A 21,012-nucleotide genomic window follows, 5' to 3' on the forward strand; every position below is an offset into this window, starting at 1 on the left:
CTAATATTTGGCAACTATAGTAGATAAGTACTGAAAAATAGAAACTCTTTGGAGGGTGTTCGTTTGAAGAAGTCTGCTTTATTTTTACCATTGTTGATTTTGGTTCTGTTTCTGAGTGCTTGTGGGTCTAGCAGTAGTACAACAGGTTCGGCTAACGGGGATAATTCGAGTTCGAATGCATCCGGTACGTCTACGGCAGAGACAGAGAAAGCTGTCGAAGGTTATGTGCCAACTGAACTGACGGTTCAATTTGTTCCTTCCCAGAACGCAGATACGCTTGAAGCCAAAGCGAAACCGCTGGAGAAGTTGCTTGGTGACAAACTGGGCATTCCGGTAAAAGTCAGCGTATCCACCGACTACAACACAATTATTGAAGCAATGGCTTCCAACAAAGTAGACGTAGGTTTCTTGCCTCCGACAGCTTATGTACTGGCTAAAGAAAAAGGCGCTGCGCAGGTTATCTTGCAAGCACAACGTTTCGGTGTAAATGATGAGACAGGTGCTCCAACCGAAGAGTTGGCGGATTCCTATAAATCCATGTTCATTGTAAAAAAAGACTCTCCGATTCAATCCATCGAGGACCTTAAAGGTAAAAAAGTCGCTTACCAAAACGTAACGTCTTCCGCAGGTTATGTATGGCCAGCAGGTCTGTTGCTGGACAGGGGCATTGATCCATTAAAAGATGTAACACCTGTAACGTTGAAAGGTCATGACCAAGGTGTTATCGCTGTATTGAACGGTGACGTTGATGCAGCAGCTATTTTCCAAGATGCCCGCAACACGGTAGCTAAAGACTATCCGACTGTATTTGAAGATACACGTGTACTGGCGTTCACTGAGCCTATTCCTAACGATACCATTGCCGTTCGTACAGACATGAATGCAGATTGGACTGCGAAGATCAAACAAGCCTTCATCGATATCGGTAAAGATACTGAAGGTCACCAGATCATCAAAGAAATCTATACGCATGAAGGTTATGTAGAGTCCGATGATAGCAAGTTTGAGATCGTTCGTCAGTATGGCGAAAAAGTGAAAGGTGAATAATTCTGATCTAAAAGTAGTTCGGGATCTGTTCACTTTGTAGTAGCTTTCTTGGATGGGAACAGCTTAATCGTAGCAATGGACAGGCCAGTTCAGCGTGATCTACGCTGCGCTGGCTTGTGCCATTATAACAAGGACTCATGTATGGTTGATCATTATGAATGAAAGAAGGATATTGTCATGATTGAGCTTCATAACGTTACCAAAACTTACGCTAACGGCACCAAGGGCCTGGATAATATTAATCTGAAATTTGAGCAGGGTGAATTCATTGCTGTAGTGGGTCTGTCCGGTGCGGGTAAATCAACGCTCTTACGCTCCATTAACCGACTGCACGACATTAGTGAGGGCGAGATTCTGATTAACGGAAGTTCCATCACGAAGGCACAAGGCAAACGGCTACGCATGATCAGACGTGACATCGGCATGATCTTCCAGAGTTTCAATCTGGTGAAACGGTCCAGTGTACTACGTAACGTACTCGCTGGACGGGTTGGATATCATTCCACCATGCGCACCATTATGGGTCGTTTTCCAAAAGAGGATATTGAACTGGCATTCACTGCGCTGGATCGTGTGAATATTTCGGAGAAAGCTTATTCCCGTGCAGATCAGTTGTCTGGTGGACAGCAACAGCGTGTCGCTATTGCTCGTGTACTGGCACAGGAAGCAAAAATCATTCTGGCCGACGAACCGGTTGCTTCACTTGACCCGCTTACAACAAAACAGGTCATGGATGACCTGAAACGCATCAATCAAGACCTTGGGATTACGACCATCGTCAACCTTCACTTTATTGATCTGGCGAGAGAGTATGCGACCCGTATTGTCGGATTGAGAGCAGGCGAGGTCGTATTCGATGGTCCGGTGGAAGAGGCAACGGATGAGCGCTTTGCAGAAATTTACGGTAGACCAATTCTGGCTGACGAATTGCTGGACAAGCAGGCTGTACATGAGCAGGGAGAAGTTGTGGTATGAAGGGGCAGTCCAACGTTCCACTTCAGAATTCAGGCGGAGTAGGGAAGGGACCTGGTTCCAGCGCGGCTCAGGTTGTAAATCGCCCAAAACCACCTGGGCGTACGAAACATTTGCTCACTTTAGTGATCATTCTGCTCCTTCTATGGGCCAGTGCCAAACAGACGGATGCCAGCTTTACGGAGTTGTTTGAAGGTTTTCCCAACATGTTGGATCTGCTAAAGGAAATGTTCCCACCCCGTTGGAGTTACTTTGATAATATCGTGCAAGGCATGCTGGAAACGATTCGAATGGCCCTGATTGGGACAACCATTGGTGCGATTATTGCGATTCCAGTCTCGATCATCTGTGCTGGTAACCTGATGCCAAGTCGCTGGATTTACTATCCGGCGCGCTTTCTGCTGAACCTGATTCGGACCGTGCCAGATCTGCTGCTTGCTGCTTTGTTCGTTGCTGTGTTTGGTTTGGGGCCAATCCCCGGAATCTTGGCACTGGCTGTGTTCTCGATAGGTCTGATCGCGAAGTTGACCTATGAGACGCTGGAAACCATTGATCAGGGGCCACTGGAAGCGATGACGGCTGTTGGTATGAACCGGATTCAGCTCATTGTATATGGCGTGGTGCCGCAACTGGCTGCCCAGTTCACATCCTATGTGCTGTATGCCTTCGAAATTAATATACGTGCTGCTGCCATTCTGGGATTGGTGGGAGCCGGAGGAATTGGACTCTATTATGAGGCTACACTTGGATTCCTGGAGTATGACAAGACCAGTGTAATCATTCTGTTTACCCTCGTCATTGTTCTGGTCATTGATTATGTAAGTACTAAGTTGCGGGAGAAATTGCTATGATGAAAAATGAAACAAGCCGCATCCGGCCTAAACCACGGAAGAACCCGCTTCGCTGGGTCATTGTGTTACTGCTGATCCTTGTGTATGTCTGGGCGCTTGCCGGTGTACCATTTACTGGTTTCAAGGAAACAGCCGCTCAGATTATGAAGGCCATTGTAGCCGGGATTTTCTCACCGGATTGGAATTTTGTATATTTGCCTGAAGGAGAAGACTTGCTACGAGGATTGTTGGATACGCTGGCAATCTCTGTGTTGGGTACCGTGATCTCAGCTGTGCTCTGTATCCCGTTTGCATTCTGGTCTGCCCGTAACATGAGTGGGCATCGTTCCATCTCGGGTGCAGGCAAAATGGTACTAAGCTTTATTCGCACGTTCCCTGAGATTATCATGGCCTTGTTGTTCATTAAGGCAGTAGGTCCCGGATCGTTTGCAGGGGTACTCGCCCTTGGATTGCACTCCATCGGCATGTTAGGCAAATTGTACGCGGATGAAGTTGAAAATATCGACTACGGCCCATCTGAGGCGCTGCTTGCTTCCGGAGCCAATCGCATGCAGCAGTTGTGGTTTGCCATCCTGCCGCAGGTTATGCCTGGCTTCCTGAACTATACATTGTATCGTTTTGAGATCAATGTACGTTCCGCGACTATACTGGGTGTAATTGGAGCAGGGGGTATCGGTACACCGCTGATCTTTGCGTTAAGTACTCGGAACTGGCCGCGAGTAGGTATAATCTTGCTGGGTATTATCGTGATGATCACGATTATTGACTTGATCTCGGGGTATATTCGTAAGAAGCTGGTGTAGAGTTAATGTGGCGCTACGAATATATTAGATGATAAATTAAGATAAGTTGATAGCGTAAGAAGAGAGGGCTATTCGGTGCCGAATATTGGCAGGGATAGTCTTTTTTTGTGTCTGTAAATAAACATCGGTGCGTTCTTGTTGCTCAGCTAACCGTTGAGGAATAAGAGGATTCCAAGAATATTTATAAGAATGATTGAATTATTTTCCAAATCCATGTAATATTAATAGGTTTCTATATAAAGGGAATTAAGGATATTAATCAATACTCCTCTTAGATACCCATACAAGAAATGAATTTTTTAAAGGAAGGTGACCTATGGAAATATTTTATTTTATATGGATTGTATTTATGGTATTGATATTGCTGTACAGAATGATCTTTCAGAAGTTTAAAAAACATAACAAAGAAAATATGGGGCTCAGTGCAATCCTGATCATTTTCACGGGAAGCAGTTATACGTTTACACAGATGAACTTGATTTTTGTCATTAGTGTCATCGCCGTCGCGGCTTATTGTGCTGTATGGAACAGCATTCTATTTGTTAGAAATGGATATGAGCCTGAACGTTTGAAATGAATGATAAAAACCGAAACCATGTTGCCCTGTGAATCAGGCAATGTTGGTTTCGGTTTTTTAGTTGCTTGGTTAAACGTTAGGCTTCTTTACTGAGACTTAACTAGCCAAAGGCAATGCTTTAGTCACTTGAACCGTAATTTTCTCGGTGCTGGTTACGCCTGCAGCGTTGATCAGCTCAGCACGGTACGTGTACGTTCCGTTAGCGCGACCCGACAATTCAGTTGTAGCACTTTGGGAAGCTGGTGTTGCCGCGTTCAACGCTTGTGTATCAATTAATACATCATTCTCATAGAGACGGTATTCGGTTGCGTTTGTACCCCACCAGAGGTTCATGGATACGTTGTAATTTCCGTCACCATCCCAGTTGTTTTGGGATAACGTAGCTTTGCCTGGAGCAGCATTGGTTACTTGTACCGTCAGCACGTCACTGCGTGTTGTGCCTTTGTCATTGGTCAGCTCGGCTACGTAAGTATACGTGCCGTTGGCTTTACCTGTAATAGCTGTTTTGGAGGACTGAGCCGATGGTGAAGCCGCAGTCAACTTCTGTGTATCAATTAGAACGCCGTTCTCATACAGTTTGTATTCAGAACCATTTTCGCCCCACCAGAGGTTCATGCTTACGTTATACGAACCTTCGAACAGGCCAGTGGTATATCCATTATCAGAAGAAAGCACCGGTTTACCCGGTGCTCCTGCAGCTGGAGTGGAAGGCACTTCGCCGCCACCTTGCTCTTCAGCAGGTACAAAATCATTCAAGCTTCTAGGTTTCAATTGATATACATCTTTGAAAATAGCGGAAACGCCTGTGATATCGATTTTGTCACCAGCAGCATAAGGGAAGGCAGTCTCCGTCACACCTGTACGGGTGTCTACACGGATGTGTGTGCTCGTTCCATCTGCTGCTACCGCGTCGAATTCAAAAGATCCAACTGGTGTAGCACTGATGATATTCTCAATCGTTACATTTTTCAATTGAACCAGTTGACCTTGGTTCGCATCTGTAATTGCAGTAACCTCGATTGGAGCAGGTACGGAAGCCGTACCTGTTTTCTCAATCGCAACGATATCGGTAAGCTCGAACTCGCTGTTATAGATGGTTGTTGCTGCTGTTACTTTCACCTTGTCACCAGCATGGAAGCCGCTAGTGTGCTGGAATACGTAGATTCCAGCAGTTTCATCTTGAAGATAGAAGGCTTGTCCACCAAATGCACCCGGCTCTGTCGTCACAACACCTTCGATAGTTACGGTAGTGCCAGCAGCTTTGGTGCGTGCTTCAGCAACTGTGATAGCTGCTGGAATCGGTCCTTCTTCTTCCGGAAGCTGTTCTGCTGGCACATTGCCAACAGTCACGGCATTGGTGATCAGGTTGCTGCCATTCAGACGCAGACGCAAGCTCGCAGCGCCAGTTGTACCTGGTTTGATCCGGACGTTCAGATCTTTGATCCCGCGACCTTGGCTGTCCGAGGTTACACTGAATGTGGAGCTATACCCGTACGAAGTTGGCCAAGTACCACTTTCATTCTGGATCATGGCGACCTGTGTTCCGCCAGTCAGATAGATACCGGCACTATAACCGGATACGGTTGTGTTCGGAACCATGTTCTCCACAACTACACGAATCTGGAAGTCTTCTGCATTTGGAAGAGTATCCTGTTTCACGAAGCTGTATGCAGCGTTCGCACTGGATGCAGGGCCACCGTAAGAACCAGCCTTGAACGTGGAACGATCGTACCACTTATATCCGGCAGCAGGTGCGGACCAAGGTTCAGCCTGTGGTTCTGTGGAAGCAGCCGGCTCTTCGAATGGCAACAGCGCTGTAGCTGTGTCCAGTTCAAGTCCGTTCACTTCAGTCAGGCTTGTGTAGTTCTCTTGTGTAGCAAGCCAGTTTACGGTGTTCACGAGCAACACGGCATCATCGGCTTCTTTAAAACCGTCATAAGTTGTTTTGCGTGTGCCTGTCTCTTCACGCAAGTATTTTGGTGATGCATCTTCTACTGGAGAGGAGTCACCGATGAAGGCAGCTTTACCTGCGCCCAGCTTGGATACAGCCACGTAAGGACCTTCTTCAATCCCGCCGCCGTTGTAGACACCTTGGTCTACCGCGTTATTCCATTTTGCGTTGGTTTTTGGCAGGTACACAATACCTTTTGCCTTTTCCGGATCGGTGATTGCAAGTGTTGAACCGGCGTGCATGGCTACAGCCGATACGCCTTCTGTGATGCCGAAGGCTTGATCTGCCGGTACAACGATATTGGCGTTGATATCGCCAAGTGCGTTATAGCGGAAACGTACGCCGAAGTTATCGGACAACCAGTCCGAGCCGGTTACATTTTGCATCGCTTCAGAATTACGCTCATCGGTGCTCATACCTTTGGCCGGATCTTCGAATGCTCCCCGACGATAGCCGTTGATGACTTCAGAGCCATCCCAGCGGTTTTTATTACGGTCTGCATTATAGTGATCTCCAACAAAGAAGATGCTGCCGCCCGTTTCAACATATTGTTTGAGTGCTGCTTGTTCGGATGTTTTGAAAGGAATTTGAGGCTCTGCAATAACGAATACGTTATACTCTTTCAGATCATCATAGGTAAATGGAGTTGTCTTGCGAAGTTCTTTGACATAGTAACCATCATTCGCGAGTGCATTCCCGAAGTCGGAGAAACCTCCATCAATGACCCAGTCTGCAGCTCCAGCCGTTTGGCCGTGAGAGTTGTCGAACAATACTTTTTTACCTGCATTTTGGTTCACAACCTTTGCCTGGATGAACGGTGCCGGGTCTGTCGGTCCTTCCGCATGAACCGATGCATCTCCGTTCCATAATCCGACCTGAAGCGGCAAAGCCATGGACAATGCCAGGAGTGATTTTAAAAATACTCCTCGCATACCTGTTAATTTACCCAACCAAATCCCTCCCAAATATTAGTTGATTCATGAGTTCGTCCATATTCTACCACATGAAAATATCACATAGTCATAACAATTTGTAAAAATTAACTCGATATTTGTAAAATTGGGTCTTTTGACATATCCATAGGTATTTCGGTCCCGTCATAATCCATCCAATTCTGCGTGCATATTGATTTTACGCAAATAAAAAGCCATCTCTTATGAGATGACTTTGGCCCGAATTCGATTGACGGCATGGAAGACAGAGGATTTAATCATGCCTTCACTGCGATTCACCAGCTCTGCTGTTTCCTTAATGGAGTATCCATGGATGAGGCGAAGTTCTAATATTTTACGATGTTCGGTGTTGTTAATATGGGAAACAAGATCATGAACACCTTCGCTAATTTCAAGGTTGGATGTATCGACGTGATGGGTAGGTACCTCCAGACGGCTGTCTCGTCTGAGTGTACGGGTCCGCCTGCGGAAGCTGTCCATCGCCAGGTTACGGGCAATGCGTTTGAGATAATAGAGAATGCGATCTTCAGGGATATCCACGGTAACGTTCATTAGTCGAATGAAACAATCCTGTGCCAGATCTTCTGCGTCTTGCGGTTGTTTGACGATATGGGATAGATACCTTGTGATTTCTGATTTATAGTTGATATAAGCATCATTAATTTGTGTGCTGTTCATATGATGTGAATCCCCCTTGGATACAGATCAGGCTTGGGTCCGGTCTGGTATGAGTCTCTTTATGATCCAAGTATATCGGGATGTTGTTTCCAAAAGGTTCAGAGTTGTATCGGAGTTGTAACATTTCGTGCTTCCCTCTATTCAAGCATACGGCTTGGGATACAAAATAAAGGCAGATGAAGGAAATTCATAGAGCAGGGAGATTACGAAAGTATCATGAGACAAAAAGAGATTTTAATTATTGAGGACGAGGAGTCCATTCGCGATATTTTGTCCTATTCGTTACGTAAGGAAGGATTTGAGATCAAGGAAGCAGCTACGGGAAAAGAGGGTCTGGATCTGCTTCGGGATTCGAAGCCGGATCTGATCCTGCTGGATCTGATGCTGCCAGATATGAGCGGTTTTGATGTGTGCAGGCAACTATCTGTGAACTCCAAGATACCTGTCATCATGATCACTGCGAAGTCGGACATGCTGGACAAGGTACTTGGCATGGAGCTTGGGGCGGATGATTATATCACGAAGCCTTTTGATATCCGTGAGGTGGTTGCGCGCATTCGGGCGATTTTTCGCCGGATTGATCTGATCAGCGAGACACTGGAGAATCAGTCCTATGAGGTGGTAAGGCTAGGCAAGCATATTGAGATCCGCAAGGATGAACGGGAAGTATGGAAAGACGGGGAACGGGCAGGACTCACGAATAAAGAATATGATCTGTTGTTATTTCTCGTGACCCATCATCGTAAGGTGCATACACGTTCTGAACTGCTGGACAAGGTATGGGGATTTGATTTTGCAGGGGACACTCGAACGGTGGATATTCACGTGCAACGGATTCGCAAGAAACTGGATAGTGGTGTGCAAGGCATTTCGATGATTGAAACGGTATTCGGTGTGGGGTACAAACTGAATATTCAGGTACAGACATGAAGTGGACGATCCAGTTCAAAATGGTGGTGCTATTCTCGGTCATTGTCTTTATCGGATTCTCCGTCCTGCTGATTCTGTCCAATAAGGTAGCTCAGGAGAATATGTACCGGGAAGTGCATGAGGATATGGTGCAATCCAAAAGAAATCTGGACATCGCGCTGAATCAGTACTTTCTGATACATAACAAACGCATGAGCAGAGACTCGCTCGAAGCAGGGAGTCGCGAGCTCGCGGAGCAGATTGGATCAGCCGTTGGTGGGGAGATTACGGTATACCGTCCCGATGCTTCGCCCTACGGATCTGCTGGTAGCAAGGTTAACGTTGCTAAGCGCTCTGACCATCCTGATGTGGAGGAAGCCATACAATCCCGGATCGCTTATACCACAGTAGTGGATAAAGGTCGGGTCACAGCAAGTCTGTCCTTCCCGCTTCAGATGGATCAACAATTGATTGGAATTGTGCAGTTGGAGAAGGATTACACCGACTTGTACAAACGCAATCTCCGGTTCCAGAATACGATCAAGCTGTTTGCAGCGGTTATTTTCGTATTTGTATTTATCGCATCCATCTTTATTTCCCGGAAAATTACACAACCCATCCGTGTACTCACGAAACGTTCTGCGGAAGTGGCCCAGGGAAGTCTGAATGCGGATATTCAGATTACAACCAAGGATGAGATTGGTGAACTGGCTTCAAGCTTCACCGTCATGATTGATCGGGTTCGGGAGCAGATTGATGTGATTGAGCGAGAGCGAGACGAAGTGAAGCAAGTACAGGCGAGAAGCAAAGTCTTTTTTGACAATGTGACGCATGAATTGAAGACACCCTTAACGACGATTCTGGGATACGCCCAGATTTTACGGGATAACGGATTTACCGACCAGGACTTTTTTGACAAGGGCATGAATTATATCATCAAGGAAAGCCAGCGTCTCAACACGATGGTTGCGGATATTCTGGAGGTCTCGGTCTCCTCTGCGGTCATTCAGGCATACCGGTTCGAACGTATCGATATATCAGATATTATTCGTGAAGCTTGTGAGGACATGTCGATTAAGGCGAGCAAGTACAATATAGGCATTCACTATGAGTTGGAGGAACATCAGTATTTACAGGGAGATCGGGATAAGTTGAAGGAGGTTTTCCTCAACATCCTGGATAATTCGGTCAAGTACAGTGATGTGAACTCCATTATCGAAGTACAATCCTTCCGGTTAGGTGATTCCATTGCTATTGTGATCCGTGATCAGGGGGAAGGAATCGGTGCTGAAGCGCTCCAACATGTATTTGAACCCTTTTACCAGGATAAAGGAATCAACAGGGCCGAGAAAGGCAGTGCCGGGCTGGGTTTATCTATTGTGAAGAACATCGTTGAGCGTCATGGAGGAACAGTGGAGATGAAGAGCATCATGCGGGAAGGGACACAAGTGAATATCAGTCTTCCGGGGGAAATGAACGCATGAGACATCCTGGATTTTGGCGTAAAAACCGTGACAGATTGATGCTGTCAGGGTTGTTGATCGCATTTGTCAGCGGGATTTTTGGGATTGGGAGCCTGTTCAGTCTCGGAAATCTCAAACCAAGAACGGTGATTTTGCCAAGTGAGCAGTTCAACAACCGTCTGGCACCACCACCGAGCAGTACGATTCAGATCGAGTCGGCTACCAAGATTCCAAATGACTTTGCGATCTTTGATTTTGAAGTGTTAGACCGGAATACGATTATATTTAATCAGCCGGAATTTTCCTATTCAGGGCTCAAACTGTCTCTCCTGCATCTGGATGATAAGGAAGTGAAGAACATTGCGGCTAATACGGATTACGGTGTAACGATCAGCCCGGATCACAAGAAAATCATTTACTCCCAGTATCGGGCAGGTCAGACGCAGAAGACAACGTATGAGTATATGATACAGAGCGGGGAACGTCGCAAGCTTCCGTACGATAACTCGTATTATCGAGTGTTTGTGGGAAACGACTCCTACATCGGTCAGGATGATCTGTTATTTAAACAAGTTGATCTGAGCCAGGGGACGAGTCATGTCATCTACACGTATGAAGAGCTGATGAGCATGTTCACAGGACCAAAACAAGGGAAAGGTTCGAGTGATACGTTTATCGTTATGGATGTGTTGCAGGTCAGTGAGGATCACCAACAGTTTTATATACTGGTGATGCTGAAAGACAAGTATGCCATCTATCGTGTATCGCTTGAGGATGAGCATGAAGTGAAGGCGTATGCTGCAATGGAAGACATTCAACAGTACAAGTTGCTGAAAAATGGTGACATGCTCATCCAGGGAACGATGAATAAGGTACAGGGGTTGTATCGATATCACGCAGCAGAGGAGCAGTATGATCTGTTATTACAAGGTTCGATCTGGAGCTTCGATCTGGATGCAGATGAATCCCGAATAGCTTACTTTTTCCCGATGGACAGTCAGAATCAGAAAAATGAGTTGCATGTTGCCTACCTGAATGACAGCAAGATTTCGTCGGATACGGTGATCTATCGCAATATTGATAACTTCATCAGTCTGAAATGGAATGACGATGAATTATTTGCTGTAAGCAGCTCAGTGGATAAAAGTGAAATGTACCGCTTTAGTTTCAGAGCCTGGTAAGCTGCGGAAGGTATACGAATATAAGACCTTGGTCTGATGGAGCGATAGCTGCTCTGTGGACAAGGTCTTTTTTTGTTATGACATGTTACAAGTTGGATACAACTCGGGCCAGCCCGGATACATCTCCACCCTATAATGATAAGGGAATGTGCTACACGAATCTATACATACAAGTTCAAAAAAACTGGTTTTCAGTACCGAGAAGATGGGATGAAGCTAGAAATGGAGTAGCAGAGCGTAGGGAAAACTACGTGAGCAACGGACATTTCGGCTGAATTCTATATTCGATGTTGATGATGTCATTAGACATCCTTCGTAATCAAAAGCGGGCTTTTTTGAACAACCTCTGTACATATTTAGCAAGTAGAAAGGAAGACATGTAGCAATGCTTCAAGTTGAACATTTATCCCATTCGTTCCGCAATGGCCAGGGAACCGTGCCGGTGCTTCAGGATATCAACCTGACAATTGGAGAAGGCAAGATGGTAGCCCTGCTGGGCAGTTCTGGTTCGGGTAAATCCACACTGCTGAATCTGATGGCGGGGCTGATGAAACCGGATCAGGGCAAGATTCTAATTGCGGGACAAGATATTGTACGTTTCAGTGAAAATCGCCTGGCTGAGTTCAGGCGCAGTCATATCGGGTTTATTTTTCAATCCTATGAATTGCTGTCCAATCTTACGATCCGGGAAAATGTAGAGTTACCCTTGGTGTTTATGGGGATAAGCCCTTCGAAACGCAAAGCAAAAGCATTAAAGCTGTTGGAACAGGTTGGACTGGGTGAAAAAACAAAATTGTTCCCGTCCCAGTTGTCGGGCGGTCAACAACAACGTGTCAGTATTGCACGTTCGCTCATTACCGAACCCTCGGTGATCTTTGCAGATGAGCCAACGGGAAATTTGGATACCGAGACGGAGGAAGAGATTATTGCGATTTTGCAGCAGCTTAACCGGGATATGAATACAACTTTTGTCATTGTGACACATGAAGCAGAGGTCGCGGAGCAGATGCAAGTTGTGCTTACACTGCAACATGGAATATTGGTTGAAGAGGCTGTAAGGGAAGTTTGAGGCAAAAGGAGAGGAAATGTGAGAATACGGGATGTAGCACGTATGGCCTGGGGACAGATCATTCGCAGAAAAATGGTCACACTGCTGTGCATGATGGGGCTGTCCATCGGTTCTGCCGCCATGATCATTGCACTTAGTGTGGGGCAGTCCGTACAGACCTATAGCGAGAAAACATTGAACGACAATTACAAGATGGATGAAATTACGATTACGCCTAATGAGGGCATTCGTACCGGCAACGGCAAGGGGAATGGTCAGACATCGAAGTTTGAACGGGGAGCATTGACGTTGGAAAAGATTCAGATTATCCAAAGACTACCCCATGTTGTTGCCGTGGCTCCCATGTTAAAGCTGGATTCGCTGGAAATGGTGCTTCCGGATGGTCGCAGCACGTATGTTGAGGTCATTGGTACCCAGCTGGAGACCCTGGGCGGGTTTGGATACAAGTATGCTGAGGGACGTGGGGCAGAGGATGGTCGTATGGCGGTAACCAGTTATGGGGCTGCATTTGGACTCGTGGACCCGAAAGTAACTCAGAAGTTATTCGAGCAGTTGAATGCTGATCCATATAACAATGAGCTTTTGGAGCAGTTTACGGAAATGTCTGCGAAGCAGGATCAGTTGGTGCAGCAGCGTATTCAGTTTCGATATGAAGATTATGCGAATGCGAGTAAAACCAAAATGAGTGGTTCTATACGCGTGTCTGGAGAACTGATGAAGCCTTCCAACATGGATGATATGAGCGCTCAAAACGATAAAAAAGTATATCTGCCGCTCGATACAGCTCGTGCATTGCAGGATGAGCTTGGATTACAGCAGGCCGACAGCAGTGCGGCCAAGCATCTTAACTCAGCTCTGGTCAAGGTTGAGGACAAACGTTATGTATCCCAGGTGGAAGAACAGATTAAAAAGCTGACGTTAAACACACAGAGTAATCTGTTCCAAGAGGAAGCGATGGCAGGTCAATTGGCGATGTACCAAAAAGCGGCATTGGGGATCGGTGGTTTTATCATGCTGCTGGCCTCATTATCCATTATTGTAGCGATGATTATGTCCACGCATCAGCGTCGTAAACAGATTGGTGTGATGAAGGTGCTGGGCGCTAATCTGTGGCAGATCCGCCAGATGTTTATTACAGAAGCAGCGATGCTTGGATTAATGGGCGGCGTGGCTGGTGTGGGGATCGCCTTTGCTGCCCTCGGCGGGGTGAACAGTCTGCTGGCGAGTCAGATGGCAGATCAGATGAATGGTCCGATGACCGTCGTTATTCAGCAGTCGGCTCTGCCACTTGGCATCGTTTTTGCTGTTCTGGTTGGCATTGTATCGGGGATATATCCGGCAATCAGCGCATCTCGGACCAATGCATTAACTGTGATCAAATCAATGTAATTTTATTAGCGAAAGGGAAATTGGGCACATGAAAAAATGGATTAAAATTATCATCACCGTAGTACTTTTGGCAGGTGCAGGGTACTGGCTGTATGAAAAGTACAAGCCAAAACCGGAGGCGCCTATAGAGATTCCACCCCCGATTACCTTTGATGTGACACAGGAAACGATGACGCAAACGATACAGGTGAAAGGGAAATCCGTATACACCGATCAGACGGATATCTTCGCTCCGTATGCTTCTAACATCAAGCAGTGGCACGTGAAAAGTGGTGAGCAGGTGAGCAAAGGCGATATCCTGTTTAGCCTCGATACTTCCACGTTACAAACGGAAGTAGAACAGTTGCAGAGTGATCTGGAGAAAGCTCAGCTGGAAAACAAGATGAATCAGGTTACCCTGGATCAGACGAATATGAGTGAGTCCCTTGGCGTGACGGAAGAGGAGCGCAAGAAGGCATTTGCAGATCGGGAAGGTAAACGCCTGACGAATGAATTGAACCAAAAAGCATTGGTCCTCAAGGAGAAGGAGATACAGAAAAAGCAGGTAGTTATAAGTAAGTCTGTTGTGTATGCTTCCGCATCCGGTATATTTCAGATGAATGAAGAGGATAGCAAGACACGTGCGGTGACGGAAGGACAGCTGATCGGGTCGATTACAAACATCAGCAAACTGAAATTTATGACGATTGTTGGTGAGGAAGAAATGTTCAGGCTCAAGGTGGGCATGCCGGTTAAGGTGCGAATGACAGCGCAGAAAGACCTGCAATTCACCGGGAAGGTAAGTAAGGTGTCCAAATTCGCACGCAAGAGTACCGATACGGACCTCAAGCAAGCTTCACAGTTTGACGTGGTCATTGATCTGAAGCCTGACGCCAGAATGTATGGAGGCGTGAGTCTGGAAGGCGATATCGAGACAATGCGGAAGGATAAAGTGACGGTAGTGTCAAGCCTCGCGATCATGCGGGATCAGACCGAGCCTTACGTACTGTTAGACAAAGGCAATGGACAGACCGAGCCGCTGACGATCCAGGCTGGAATGGAATCGGGGGACAAGACGGAAGTAGTTAGTGGCTTGAAACCGGGAGATATTGTCGTTTTGCCTTAGATGTAGGAATATAAGAACAAGACATTATATGTAGTGACTAGCTAGGCGAACGGTTAATTCGGCATTGAAAAACACGAGGTTCATTGTGGCAGATTGCCACGATGGACCTCGTGTGTCTTTTGGAGCAAGGGATGTCCAGATTCCTGCCTGAATTATGGAAAAAAATATAATTAAATTTATATAATTCAATTTACAGTAAAATTTACATGTCGTATAATCAGAACATAAGGAGGTGACACCGAACATCATGTTTGTAGATGGATAGGCGAAGACCTTTTTTTTAACTGTTTGAAGAAAGCGCTTACCCAATTTAGGATTCAGACATCCCATAAGTCATTTTTCACACTTCTTCATGTCTAACACACGTTCAACCACACCCACCATATTATACTCATTCACATGATTCGCCCTCACACACCATTTGTTTGCTCAAGATTCCAGTGATACAACCATTTCTTTTGGAGGTGATACAACCAACTCATCCGAACGTTCTCTTCGTGCTAAGCATCATAATGACACAGAGGATCAGACATGAGTACAACCCAATCTAACTAAAGGAAAGGTGGAACTATGAAGACTAAATTGAAAACCAAATCGAGAGGTAAGAAGATCCTGCGCAAAGGTGTAAAACAAATGCTTGCAGCAACGCTGCTCGCGGCGGGGATTCTCCCTGGACTGTCTCCAGGCTTGGCTCAGGCGGCTGAAGCACATGTGGATAATCCATTTGTAGGGGCAACCGCTTATCTGAACGAGGACTATTCAGCTCTCGTGGATACGTCCATTGCACTGACCAACGATGCGTCGTTGAAGGCCAAGATGGAGACGGTCAAATCGTATCCAACCGCAGTATGGGTTGACCGGATTGCTGCAATCTATGGCGGGACGGACAACGCTGGTCGCAAAAGTGTAGAGCAACATCTTGATGCCGTTCTCGCTCAAAAGAAACCGGGTACGCCTATAACGGCTTCATTTGTTATCTATAACTTGCCTGGACGGGATTGTCATGCACTCGCATCGAATGGTGAGCTTCCACTAACACAGGCGGCACTGCAGACCTATAAAACGGATTATATTGATGTGCTCGCAGATATCTTCGCAGATCCGAAGTATCAGGATATTCGCATTATTGCTGTCATTGAACCGGACAGTCTGCCTAACCTTGTGACCAACCTGAGTACACCAGCTTGTGGGCAAGCCAGCTCAACAGGTATCTATGAGGCGGGTGTGAAGTATGCATTGGACAAGCTGCACGCCATTCCAAATGTGTACAACTATCTGGATATCGGCCACTCCGGCTGGCTTGGATGGGATAACAACCGTTCTGCAGCAGTCGCGCTGTATACAAGTGTTGTGCAAGGAACAGCCGCAGGTCTGAGCAGTGCAGATGGCTTCATTACAAATACAGCAAACACCACACCGCTGGGGGAGCCGAACCTGTCTAACCCTGATCTCAATATCGGTGGACAACCGATTAAATCTGCCAAGTTTTATGAGTGGAACCCTTATTTTGACGAAACAGATTTCACTGCTGCGCTGTATGCCGATTTCGTACAAGCTGGCTGGCCAAGCAGCACAGGTTTCCTGATTGATACTAGCCGGAATGGGTGGGGCGGGGTAGACCGTCCAGCATCTGCTACGGGCAGCAACATCAACGATTATGTGAATTCTGGACGTGTAGATCGTCGGGAGCATCGGGGGAACTGGTGTAATGCCAGTGGTGCAGGTATTGGTGAAGCACCTAAGGCTGCACCAGGACCAGCGCATCTGGATGCTTATGTATGGGTGAAACCTCCAGGTGAATCCGATGGCTCCAGCTCCGAAATTCCGAATAACGAAGGCAAAGGTTTTGACCGGATGTGTGATCCAACCTTCACAACTCGGGATGGTGTATTAACAGGTGCATTGCCTAATGCTCCGGTATCGGGTCACTGGTTCCATGATCAATTCGTGGCACTGGTGAAAAACGCATTCCCTGTACTTCCTGCAAGTAACGGTGGAGGTAATCCTCCGGGCGGAACAACAGCTCCGGCAGCACCAGCAGCATTGACAGCTTCTGCCGGTAACGCTCAGGTCTCCTTGACGTGGACTGCTTCTACAGGGGCTACAAGTTATAGTGTGAAGCGGGCACTGAGTGCATCAGGTCCATTCACAACAGTTGCAGCTAATGTAAGTGGAACATCTTACAGCAACACCGGTCTGATCAATGGTACAACCTATTATTATGTGGTAACGGCAACAAATGCAGTAGGTGAAAGTGTTAACTCTGCAACAGCAACGGCTACACCTGTTGCAGGTGTAACGGCGCCAGCTGCACCGACTGCTCTCACAGCAACTGCAGGCAATGCACAGGTGAGCCTAACGTGGACCGCTTCTACAGGTGCAACAAGTTATGATGTGAAACGCGCGCTGAGTGCAACAGGTCCGTTCACAACGATCGCGGCGAATGTGAGTGGCACGTCCTACACCAACACTGCCCTGACGAACGGCACAACGTATCATTATGTGGTAAGTGCAGTGAATGCAGCAGGGCAAAGTGCCAATTCCGCTGTAGCTTCCGCGACACCTCAAAGTGTCGTTGTACCAACGAGTGATCTTGTCGTGCAATATCGTGCTGGAGATACCAATGCTCAAGATAGCCAGATCAAACCGTATTTCAACATCAAAAATCTGGGGAGTACTGCTGTGAATCTGAGTGATCTGAAGATCCGGTATTACTTCTCCAAAGAGGGCTCGGCTGCGATGGATTCTGCCATCGATTACGCTCAAGTTGGCGGAGCCAATATCCAGCGGACCTTCACAGACTCGTATGTGGAGCTGAGCTTCACATCTGCAGCTGGCAGCATTCAGGCTGGTGGACAGACTGGAGACATCCAGCTTCGCATGTACAAAACAGACTGGTCCAACTTTGACGAGACGAATGACTACTCTTTCGATCCAACGAAAACATCCTACCAGGATTGGAATAAGGTAACACTCCACCAAGGTGGAAACCTGGTATGGGGTATGGAGCCTTAAACTTTATTTGTAACTGTCTTAACCGCGATCCTCTGTGTGTTAGAGGATTGCGGTTTTTTGCTATGCATTACAAGAGTCATTCTAGATTGAAGTTCTTGATCAACTGAGAAACGTAGTGGAGGGGAAGAATTCGATTCTGAAGAAGCGAAGCTGAAAGCTTTCTGTAAGAAAGCTACTTCGTAAGCATCATCTCGCCTTTATCAACGGATTTTTCCCTTGGAAAGGGGATGGAAGAAAATCCGGGGATAACAGCGATCATAAGAACGATTCGTAACCGGAACGGATAACCCTCAGAGTTGCAAGTACTTATTTCCTAATGACTCCTAAAAACACTGATTATTAATCGTTTTGGACGGATATTTGCCTAGGGTCTGGCAGACAGGATGTCTATAATAGAACCCGATGGGCGGGATTCCCTCGCTCGGACTGAAAAGAGAATGGAAGGGGGACCGCACTCTGGTAGTCGGGCAAGCTGATTTCTCTTTTTTAATATTGTAAGCGTAATCATTTCGGGTTGAAACCTTCTTTCGAAGAAGGCCTCTATGAATTATCGAACGTCTAATCATCATCGATGTGTACAAGCGTTACCCATTCTGTCTCAAGGAGCGTGAAGGTGGATGAACTCAGAAACAACAGCGCCGGTACATAAGGGATCGGTGTCAGGTCGGCAATCCGGTCGCAAGAAGGCACGTATGCCACTTGCAGCCAAGGTGCTCTCTTCGGCACTCAGCGTAGCTTTGCTCATTGGAGGAACCGCTGGGATTACCGGAGCAGAAGCTTCGAACGGTAGTGGGGCGACGGAGGCTGGCCTGCAATCACATAAGGGGGACAGTCACGTGAAAGAGATTCAACTGGAATATCTGGATCGGGGTTTGGTGGCTGCATCGACATCTGAAGGTGTTTTTCTCAGTTGGAGATTGCTTGGTGACGAGGCCACAGGGTATAGCGACAAAGGGCTGACAGGTACGGACTTTAACGTCTATCGTGATGGCAAAAAGATCGCTACCGTCACCGACAGCACCAACTATGTAGATGCCGCGGGCAAATCTTCTTCCCGTTATGAAGTGGCAGCGGTGAACAAGAAGGGGAAGGAGAGCAAACGCAGTGCATCCGTCAAACCTTGGGCGAACGGGTATGTGGACATTCCACTGCAAAAACCCGCTGATGGTGTGACGCCTGTGGGAGAAGCTTATACGTATTCCGCCAATGACATGAGTGTGGGTGATGTGGATGGGGATGGTCAATATGAGTTTTTCGTCAAATGGGACCCTTCTAACGCCAAGGACGTATCGCAAAAAGGATACACAGGTAAAACCTACATTGATGCTTACACCTTGGACGGTCAGTTGTTGTACCGGATCGATCTTGGGGTCAATATCCGTGCAGGTGCTCATTATACACAGATGCTAGTTTACGATTTTGACGGAGATGGCAAGGCCGAGATGATGTTCAAGACCGCTCCGGGCACGAAGATTATCAAATATAACAAAAAAGGAAAAGTAACCTCCGAGAAGTACATCACGCTTCCGAAGCAGGATCGCAAGGCAGGGTACTCGAACGAAGATGATTATCGTTTAAGTGCGGATGGTTACTACGATCATATGGTGGATATGTTCAGAAACTGGCATAAGCACGACGAGGTTGTGAAGGGGAACTGGCCTGCGACATTAGAAGAAGCTTTTGGAATCGAGAAAAAATATAATTACCCATTATCTCAGCAGGATGCCGAGAGTCTGGCCGACTACTTCATTGATGTGTACGCGGTAGAACGCAGTAACCGCAATGAGCTGCGCAAGTTTGAAGGTTTTATCGTGGATGGACCCGAGTACGTTACAGTATTTGAAGGTAAATCGGGCAAAGAGCTGGAGACCATCCCATATGAACCTGAGCGTCATGATGATGGCCTGATGTGGGGCGATTATGCGATGGCACGGATCGAACCGGGCAATCGGGTGGACCGTTTCCTGGCAGGCGTGGCGTATCTGGACGGCAAGAAACCGTCTGCAATCTTTGCACGCGGATACTATACACGTTCAACGATGGTTGCCTACAATTGGGACGGCAAGAAACTGAAAAAGGAATGGAAAGTGGACAGCGGCTGGACGCCAATGAAGAACCCATTCAATGACGGACCGCATGGTGTGGATGGCACAGATCCGCAGTACGGCTCCATTACAACTCAGGGAGCGCACTATTTCAGTGTGGCGGATGTGGATGGTGACGGCAAACAGGAGATTATCTATGGCTCCGCCACGATTGATCATGACGGCAGCGTGCTGTACAGCTCCACAGACCTGATGCCTGCCGAGAGTGCTGCACCGGGAACCATTGCCCGTCTGGGTCATGGGGACGCACTTCATGTGGCAGATATCGATCCGGATCGTCCGGGACTTGAGATTTTTATGGTACACGAGGGTGGTCCTTGGGCGCCATACGGCTATTCCCTGCGTGATGCGAAGACCGGGGAAGTGATCTATGGCGGATACACGGGGAAAGATACCGGTCGCGGCATGGTGGGGGATGTTGATCCGACTCGCCGTGGGCTGGAGACATGGGCTGTAGGTTTGTGGACAGCTAAGGGTGAGAAAATCAGTGATCAGATGCCGGGAACGAATATGAATATCCGTTGGTCTGCCGATATGACGACACAGATCGTTGATGGTGCGATTGATGTTACACCAACCATCAAAGACTGGAATCGTGGCACGTTGCTGACGGCAACAGGCACATTGACCAACAATCACACCAAAGGTACACCTTCCCTTGTAGCTGATATCTTCGGGGATTGGCGGGAAGAGATGCTGGTGAGAACCACGGACAGTTCCGCGATTCGTATCTATCTGAGTACCGAGAAAACGGACCGCAAGTTGTACACGCTGATGCATGATGCGATGTATCGGGTGGGCATTGCCGGACAGAACAGTGGATACAATCAGCCGTCCTATCCGTCCTTCTACATGGCATCGGATATTGACTGGTCGAAAGTAACGCTACCTAAGTTCTACACGCCAGGTAAGGGCGGAAAGTAAGCAGACTGGATGAGCAATAG

At 47.2% G+C, this 21,012-nt stretch carries 15 protein-coding genes; 13 read left to right on the top strand and 2 right to left on the bottom strand.

What is annotated here, in order from left to right; translation table 11 throughout:
* Window positions 1-63: 63 nt before the first annotated feature.
* The 5 genes from MHH25_RS05420 to MHH25_RS05440 all read left to right on the top strand — a co-directional run bounded on the left by MHH25_RS05420 (window position 64) and on the right by MHH25_RS05440 (window position 4,250).
* Complete coding sequence (locus tag MHH25_RS05420; protein WP_036672542.1) at window positions 64-1,047, top strand: phosphate/phosphite/phosphonate ABC transporter substrate-binding protein; 984 nt, start codon at window positions 64-66, stop codon at window positions 1,045-1,047.
* A gap of 177 nt (window positions 1,048-1,224) precedes the next feature.
* Window positions 1,225-2,022, top strand: a complete 798-nt coding sequence (gene phnC / locus MHH25_RS05425; protein ID WP_036606306.1) for a phosphonate ABC transporter ATP-binding protein — start codon at window positions 1,225-1,227, stop codon at window positions 2,020-2,022.
* The gene (gene phnE / locus MHH25_RS05430) at window positions 2,019-2,870 is read left to right on the top strand and encodes a phosphonate ABC transporter, permease protein PhnE (RefSeq protein ID WP_282319250.1); all 852 of its coding nucleotides are present in this window, start codon (window positions 2,019-2,021) and stop codon (window positions 2,868-2,870) included. Before phnC ends, phnE (MHH25_RS05430) begins: the two co-directional genes overlap by 4 nt.
* Window positions 2,867-3,673: a phosphonate ABC transporter, permease protein PhnE gene (phnE, locus tag MHH25_RS05435; protein ID WP_282319249.1), complete on the top strand. Its 807-nt coding sequence runs from the start codon at window positions 2,867-2,869 to the stop codon at window positions 3,671-3,673. Before phnE (MHH25_RS05430) ends, phnE (MHH25_RS05435) begins: the two co-directional genes overlap by 4 nt.
* A gap of 316 nt (window positions 3,674-3,989) precedes the next feature.
* Window positions 3,990-4,250 carry a hypothetical protein gene (locus tag MHH25_RS05440; protein ID WP_036606308.1) on the top strand — a complete coding sequence of 87 codons (261 nt, stop codon included), beginning with the start codon at window positions 3,990-3,992 and terminating at the stop codon, window positions 4,248-4,250.
* Window positions 4,251-4,346: 96 nt separating this feature from the next.
* Here the strand turns inward: MHH25_RS05440 and MHH25_RS05445 are convergent, their stop codons facing one another.
* Together MHH25_RS05445 and MHH25_RS05450 are read right to left on the bottom strand one after the other, a co-directional pair.
* Window positions 4,347-7,094 carry a DUF5689 domain-containing protein gene (locus MHH25_RS05445; RefSeq protein WP_340020447.1) on the bottom strand — a complete coding sequence of 916 codons (2,748 nt, stop codon included), beginning with the start codon at window positions 7,092-7,094 and terminating at the stop codon, window positions 4,347-4,349.
* Window positions 7,095-7,355: 261 nt separating this feature from the next.
* Window positions 7,356-7,832 (bottom strand): RNA polymerase sigma factor, encoded by a 477-nt coding sequence (locus tag MHH25_RS05450; protein WP_315370933.1) that lies wholly within the window; start codon window positions 7,830-7,832, stop codon window positions 7,356-7,358.
* Between the two features lie 216 nt (window positions 7,833-8,048).
* Between MHH25_RS05450 and MHH25_RS05455 the strand changes: the two genes are divergently transcribed.
* The 8 genes from MHH25_RS05455 (at window position 8,049) to MHH25_RS05490 (ending at window position 20,992) form a co-directional block, all read left to right on the top strand.
* Entirely contained in the window at window positions 8,049-8,762 is a 714-nt protein-coding gene (locus tag MHH25_RS05455) for a response regulator transcription factor (RefSeq protein ID WP_036606313.1), read from the top strand.
* Entirely contained in the window at window positions 8,759-10,225 is a 1,467-nt protein-coding gene (locus tag MHH25_RS05460; protein WP_076253375.1) for a HAMP domain-containing sensor histidine kinase, read from the top strand. The genes MHH25_RS05455 and MHH25_RS05460 overlap by 4 nt, the downstream gene beginning before the upstream one ends.
* A complete protein-coding gene (locus tag MHH25_RS05465; protein WP_339189495.1) occupies window positions 10,222-11,385 on the top strand; it encodes a hypothetical protein in 1,164 nt (387 codons plus the stop codon). The genes MHH25_RS05460 and MHH25_RS05465 overlap by 4 nt, the downstream gene beginning before the upstream one ends.
* Before the next feature lie 385 nt (window positions 11,386-11,770).
* Complete coding sequence (locus MHH25_RS05470; protein WP_340019397.1) at window positions 11,771-12,454, top strand: ABC transporter ATP-binding protein; 684 nt, start codon at window positions 11,771-11,773, stop codon at window positions 12,452-12,454.
* An 18-nt stretch (window positions 12,455-12,472) separates the two neighbouring features.
* Window positions 12,473-13,843, top strand: coding sequence for an ABC transporter permease (locus tag MHH25_RS05475; protein WP_340019398.1), 1,371 nt, complete (start codon window positions 12,473-12,475; stop codon window positions 13,841-13,843).
* A 28-nt stretch (window positions 13,844-13,871) separates the two neighbouring features.
* On the top strand, window positions 13,872-14,948 hold the full coding sequence (locus MHH25_RS05480; protein ID WP_340019400.1) for an efflux RND transporter periplasmic adaptor subunit: 1,077 nt from the start codon (window positions 13,872-13,874) through the stop codon (window positions 14,946-14,948).
* Between the two features lie 570 nt (window positions 14,949-15,518).
* Entirely contained in the window at window positions 15,519-17,963 is a 2,445-nt protein-coding gene (locus MHH25_RS05485; protein WP_340019402.1) for a glycoside hydrolase family 6 protein, read from the top strand.
* A gap of 692 nt (window positions 17,964-18,655) precedes the next feature.
* A complete protein-coding gene (locus MHH25_RS05490) occupies window positions 18,656-20,992 on the top strand; it encodes a rhamnogalacturonan lyase (protein WP_340020448.1) in 2,337 nt (778 codons plus the stop codon).
* Window positions 20,993-21,012: the final 20 nt, after the last annotated feature.

Origin of the sequence: Paenibacillus sp. FSL H3-0457 (assembly GCF_037981725.1) — a bacterium.
GTDB lineage: Bacteria > Bacillota > Bacilli > Paenibacillales > Paenibacillaceae > Paenibacillus > Paenibacillus amylolyticus.

Excerpts from the sequence above, each read along its gene's own strand:
- MHH25_RS05490 (WP_340020448.1), top strand. The coding sequence starts at position 18,656 with ATGCCACTTGCAGCCAAGGTGCTCTCTTCGGCACTCAGCGTAGCTTTG.
- MHH25_RS05450 (WP_315370933.1), bottom strand. The coding sequence starts at position 7,832 with ATGAACAGCACACAAATTAATGATGCTTATATCAACTATAAATCAGAA.
- MHH25_RS05485 (WP_340019402.1), top strand. The coding sequence starts at position 15,519 with ATGAAGACTAAATTGAAAACCAAATCGAGAGGTAAGAAGATCCTGCGC.
- MHH25_RS05470 (WP_340019397.1), top strand. The coding sequence starts at position 11,771 with ATGCTTCAAGTTGAACATTTATCCCATTCGTTCCGCAATGGCCAGGGA.
- MHH25_RS05480 (WP_340019400.1), top strand. The coding sequence starts at position 13,872 with ATGAAAAAATGGATTAAAATTATCATCACCGTAGTACTTTTGGCAGGT.
- phnE (WP_282319249.1), top strand. The coding sequence starts at position 2,867 with ATGATGAAAAATGAAACAAGCCGCATCCGGCCTAAACCACGGAAGAAC.
- MHH25_RS05460 (WP_076253375.1), top strand. The coding sequence starts at position 8,759 with ATGAAGTGGACGATCCAGTTCAAAATGGTGGTGCTATTCTCGGTCATT.
- MHH25_RS05455 (WP_036606313.1), top strand. The coding sequence starts at position 8,049 with ATGAGACAAAAAGAGATTTTAATTATTGAGGACGAGGAGTCCATTCGC.
- MHH25_RS05440 (WP_036606308.1), top strand. The coding sequence starts at position 3,990 with ATGGAAATATTTTATTTTATATGGATTGTATTTATGGTATTGATATTG.
- phnE (WP_282319250.1), top strand. The coding sequence starts at position 2,019 with ATGAAGGGGCAGTCCAACGTTCCACTTCAGAATTCAGGCGGAGTAGGG.
- MHH25_RS05465 (WP_339189495.1), top strand. The coding sequence starts at position 10,222 with ATGAGACATCCTGGATTTTGGCGTAAAAACCGTGACAGATTGATGCTG.
- MHH25_RS05445 (WP_340020447.1), bottom strand. The coding sequence starts at position 7,094 with ATGGCTTTGCCGCTTCAGGTCGGATTATGGAACGGAGATGCATCGGTT.
- phnC (WP_036606306.1), top strand. The coding sequence starts at position 1,225 with ATGATTGAGCTTCATAACGTTACCAAAACTTACGCTAACGGCACCAAG.